Below are 3386 nucleotides of genomic sequence, written 5' to 3' on the forward strand. Positions count from 1 at the left end.
GGCCGAAGGCACCCAGCCGGACCGCGGCCGTCGCCGCCTTGAGCTTGTCGGCCGTCGACAGCCGCAGCGTGGCCGACGGCCGGGTCCGCGCTGCCTGCCAGGCCCGCCGGAACCCGTCACCGAGGTCACCCTCGACATCGATGTCACCGGCGACGTAGGCCCGGGCGAGACCCAATTCTCCCGGCGCCCAGAGCAATCGCCGCAGCGCGCGACGGTTGCGAATCACCAGCACCGGGGCGTCTCGCGGTCCGGCCTCGGTACCGTCCCAGGCACGCAATCGCACCGGCAGCGCACTGCCGGAGATCTCGCGAACCAGGTCCGCCAACCGCGCTGCTGCCGTCACGCGGGCGCAAACACTGTTTTGAATCGCCGCAGCGACTCCTGGATGTCGCCCTTGAGCGCTCCGGCGACCAGCATGCCGATCGGCCCGAACAGCGCGGGACCGCCGAGGTGCACGTCGAACTGCACCGTCGAACCCACTGCGGACGGCTTGACCTTGCCCATCAGTTTGACCTTGACACCGCCGCGCCCGTTGCCGTTCAGGGTCATTGCCTGCGGTGGTGAGAAGTGCACGATGGTCCACTGCACCCGGTTCATCATCCCCATCACCTCGACGATGGAGTCCAGGACGGTGCCTTTCTCCAGGGTCTCGGGGATGGGGCTGCGCCACACCCGGTGAATCGACAGCCATTCCTTGTACCTCGACAGATCCGCGGCACATTCCCAGGCCTGCTCGGGTGTGAGGGGAACGTCGACGGACACCGATAGCTTGGCCATCGCCGCGCGCTACGGGGCCGGTGGAGCGGACGGCGCCGGAGGTGTCTGGTTGGGCGGAGGTGTTTGAGCCGGCGGAGGTGTCGGTGGCTCGGCCGCGCCGCCTTCGACGGTGTTCTTCTCGACCGCTTTCTTGGCCGCGTCCTGCACCTTGTCCACCGTGTCCGCGTACTTACCCTGCGTCTTCTGGTCGACAAGATCGCCGGCCTTCTCGATCGCCTGATCCACTTTGTCGGCGTTCTTCGCCAGCAAATCTTTGCCCGTCTTGAGGGCCTTGTCGAGGAATCCCATGCGATTCAACCTACCCGCCGGGTGTCGCTTCGGTGTCGAGGATCCGCAGGCGTTCCCACGGGTCACGTTCCGAGGGCCAACCGGGCCAGATAGACAGTCGATGCCACCGCAAGCACCAGGAACAGACCGGGGAACGCGATGTTGTAGAAGACGCGCGCTCGGACATGGGCAATGACGGCACCGATGAAGAACACGATCAGACCGATACCGGCGGCAACACCGAGCCACGGTATCGCGACCAGCCCGACGATCAGCCCAACCGCCCCTGCCGCCTTTGCCGTCGCGAGCCAGGGCAACGCGCCGGCCGGAACATGCACCTCGGCAGAGTTCTTCAGCACAAAACCCGCTTTCAGGTAATCGGCGGCGGCGATGAACATGTTGGCCACGATGCACCCGACAGTGGCGATGAACAGCACGGTCACGCGCTGTCACCACCCCGAACCGAACTCGCGGGGAGTTGTCGGGAACTTGTCTGGAATCGGATCGTCGGTACGCTCATCGACACGTTGCTTCCTCGGTGGTGAATGGACTTTCGGACACGAGATTTGGAGGTCTCGTCCGTCCCGACGTCTCACACCCCGGAAAGGTGACACCTGGTGGTGCCGGTTGTGGAATTCGAAGCGGCCAGACCGCAGTTGACCGCGGTGGCGTTTCGGCTGCTCGGATCCATTCAGGATGCCGAGGACGCCGTGCAGACCACCTGGGTCAAGACAGCGGGTGCCGACGCCGGCGACCTCCGGAATCCGGCGGCCTGGCTGACAACCGTGCTCACCCGGGTCTGCCTCGACCAGCTGCGCGCCCGGCACCGCCGCCGCGAGGAACCCCTGTTCGCCGATTTGATCCCCGCGCAGGCGATCGCCGCCGACGAACAAGTCCTGCAGCGCGAGAACATCTCCCGGGCCATGATGGTGCTGCTTGCTCGACTGACGCCGCCGCAGCGTGTCGCCTATGTTCTCCATGACCTGTTCGACGTGTCGTTCCAGGAGATAGCGGCAGCTCTGAACACCAGCGCCGACAATGCCAAGAAACACGCCAGCCGGGCCCGCCGGCGACTCACCCAGACCGAACCCACTCCCACAGCCGCCGCTGGTCAGAGTGCTGTTGTCGAGGCGTTTCTCACCGCGGCCTCCGGTGGTGACATCAGCCGGATGCTGGCGCTGCTGGCAACTGACTGCGTACGCATCGCCGATCCCGCGCTGGTGCCACCCGGTACGGCGGCCACCGTCACCGGCGCCCGGTCGGTGGCCGAGGAGACATCGATGTTCGCCGACCGAATCCGGGCCAGCACCCCGATGACCGTCGACGGCCGGCCCGCCCACGTGATCGCCCCGGGCGGCCATCTGCTCGCGGTCCTGCACATCACCACCAGGAATGGCCAGGTCAGCCGAATCGCCATCGGTCGAGCCGGTGCCCGCACCTCGCTCACGATGCCGGCGGCCACGCCCTGACGATGATCACGTCCTGACCCGTCGTGCCTAGTGTCCTGAGTTGTTGATTCTGGTGCAGTGGTTGGCGATGCCGGCGAGGGTTTGGTCGGCGGGGTTGGTGCAGACCTAGGGCCGGGGTTGTCGTTCCAAGTGTCGATCCAGGCGCGGATGTCGGCGTTGACATTGCGGATGTCGGCGTTGAGTTGCCGGACCGAGGTGTGAGTGCCGCGGCGCAGCTTCATGGTGGTCGCGACGGACCAACGGTCGGCGAGAGTGAGCCAGGATCAGCTAGTCAGCTGGTGGTGGTTGTGGTTGGAAGGGTTGGTACCACCACCAGTTGGCGCGTTCGCCGGTGGGTCCGGGGCAGGGTGGGACATCGGGTGGGGGTGTGGTCGGGGGTCGGGCCAAGGAACCGGATTCAAGCTTTCGGCCCGACGCGTCGGTGACGACCAGGTGTTCGGCGGGTCCGGTCAGGGTGATGCCGCCGCGGTGATGCAGCCGGTGGTGGAACGGACACACCAGCACCAGATTCGACAGGTCGGTGGATCCGCCGTCTTCCCAGTGTTGCAGGTGATGGGCATGCAACCCGCGGGTAGCCCCACAGCCGGGGACCACACAGCAGCGATCCCGATTCTCGAGGGCGCGGCGGAGTCGGCGGCTGATGGTGCGGGTTTCCCGTCCGGCCCCGATGGGTTGGCCAGCCCGTTCGAACCACACTTCGCAGGTGGCATCACAGGTTCAAATACTGCCGGTCCTCGTCGGTGAGCACGGGACCCAGATGCAGGGCACCGATCCGTTTCTCGACATCAAGATGCACGACGATGGTGGTGCGCTGCCCATGAGGTCGAGCAGCCACATCGGTGTCCCAGCCCGCCTGGATCAGGCTGATGAACC

Annotated in this window: 4 protein-coding genes and 3 pseudogenes; 1 reads left to right on the plus strand and 6 read right to left on the minus strand. The window is 66.2% G+C overall.

Annotated elements, in window-relative coordinates:
* From WBB07_RS06665 to WBB07_RS06680, 4 genes and pseudogenes are all read right to left on the minus strand, one after another.
* A pseudogene (locus WBB07_RS06665) lies at positions 1-343 on the minus strand (SAM-dependent methyltransferase); the annotation flags it as partial.
* The gene (locus WBB07_RS06670; RefSeq protein WP_526305958.1) at positions 340-777 is read right to left on the minus strand and encodes a type II toxin-antitoxin system Rv0910 family toxin; all 438 of its coding nucleotides are present in this window, start codon (positions 775-777) and stop codon (positions 340-342) included. The pseudogene WBB07_RS06665 and the gene WBB07_RS06670, both read right to left, overlap by 4 nt.
* Before the next feature lie 9 nt (positions 778-786).
* Positions 787-1065: an Rv0909 family putative TA system antitoxin gene (locus WBB07_RS06675; protein WP_526305960.1), complete on the minus strand. Its 279-nt coding sequence runs from the start codon at positions 1063-1065 to the stop codon at positions 787-789.
* 62 nt (positions 1066-1127) lie between these two features.
* The gene (locus tag WBB07_RS06680; protein ID WP_526305962.1) at positions 1128-1487 is read right to left on the minus strand and encodes a DoxX family protein; all 360 of its coding nucleotides are present in this window, start codon (positions 1485-1487) and stop codon (positions 1128-1130) included.
* Positions 1488-1664: 177 nt separating this feature from the next.
* Between WBB07_RS06680 and WBB07_RS06685 the strand changes: the two genes are divergently transcribed.
* Positions 1665-2513, plus strand: coding sequence for a sigma-70 family RNA polymerase sigma factor (locus WBB07_RS06685; protein WP_526305964.1), 849 nt, complete (start codon positions 1665-1667; stop codon positions 2511-2513).
* A 27-nt stretch (positions 2514-2540) separates the two neighbouring features.
* Here WBB07_RS06685 and WBB07_RS06690 read toward each other — a convergent pair.
* Together WBB07_RS06690 and WBB07_RS06695 are read right to left on the minus strand one after the other, a co-directional pair.
* Positions 2541-2776, minus strand: a pseudogene (locus WBB07_RS06690) (IS630 family transposase); the annotation flags it as partial.
* A 4-nt stretch (positions 2777-2780) separates the two neighbouring features.
* Positions 2781-3386, minus strand: a pseudogene (locus tag WBB07_RS06695) (HNH endonuclease signature motif containing protein); the annotation flags it as partial.

It is taken from the genome of Mycobacterium sp., assembly GCF_049647605.1.
Taxonomy (GTDB): Bacteria; Actinomycetota; Actinomycetes; order Mycobacteriales; family Mycobacteriaceae; genus Mycobacterium.

Bases quoted from the DNA above. Each gene is read 5' to 3' on its own strand.
- WBB07_RS06670 (WP_526305958.1), bottom strand. From the start codon at position 777: ATGGCCAAGCTATCGGTGTCCGTCGACGTTCCCCTCACACCCGAGCAG.
- WBB07_RS06675 (WP_526305960.1), bottom strand. From the start codon at position 1,065: ATGGGATTCCTCGACAAGGCCCTCAAGACGGGCAAAGATTTGCTGGCG.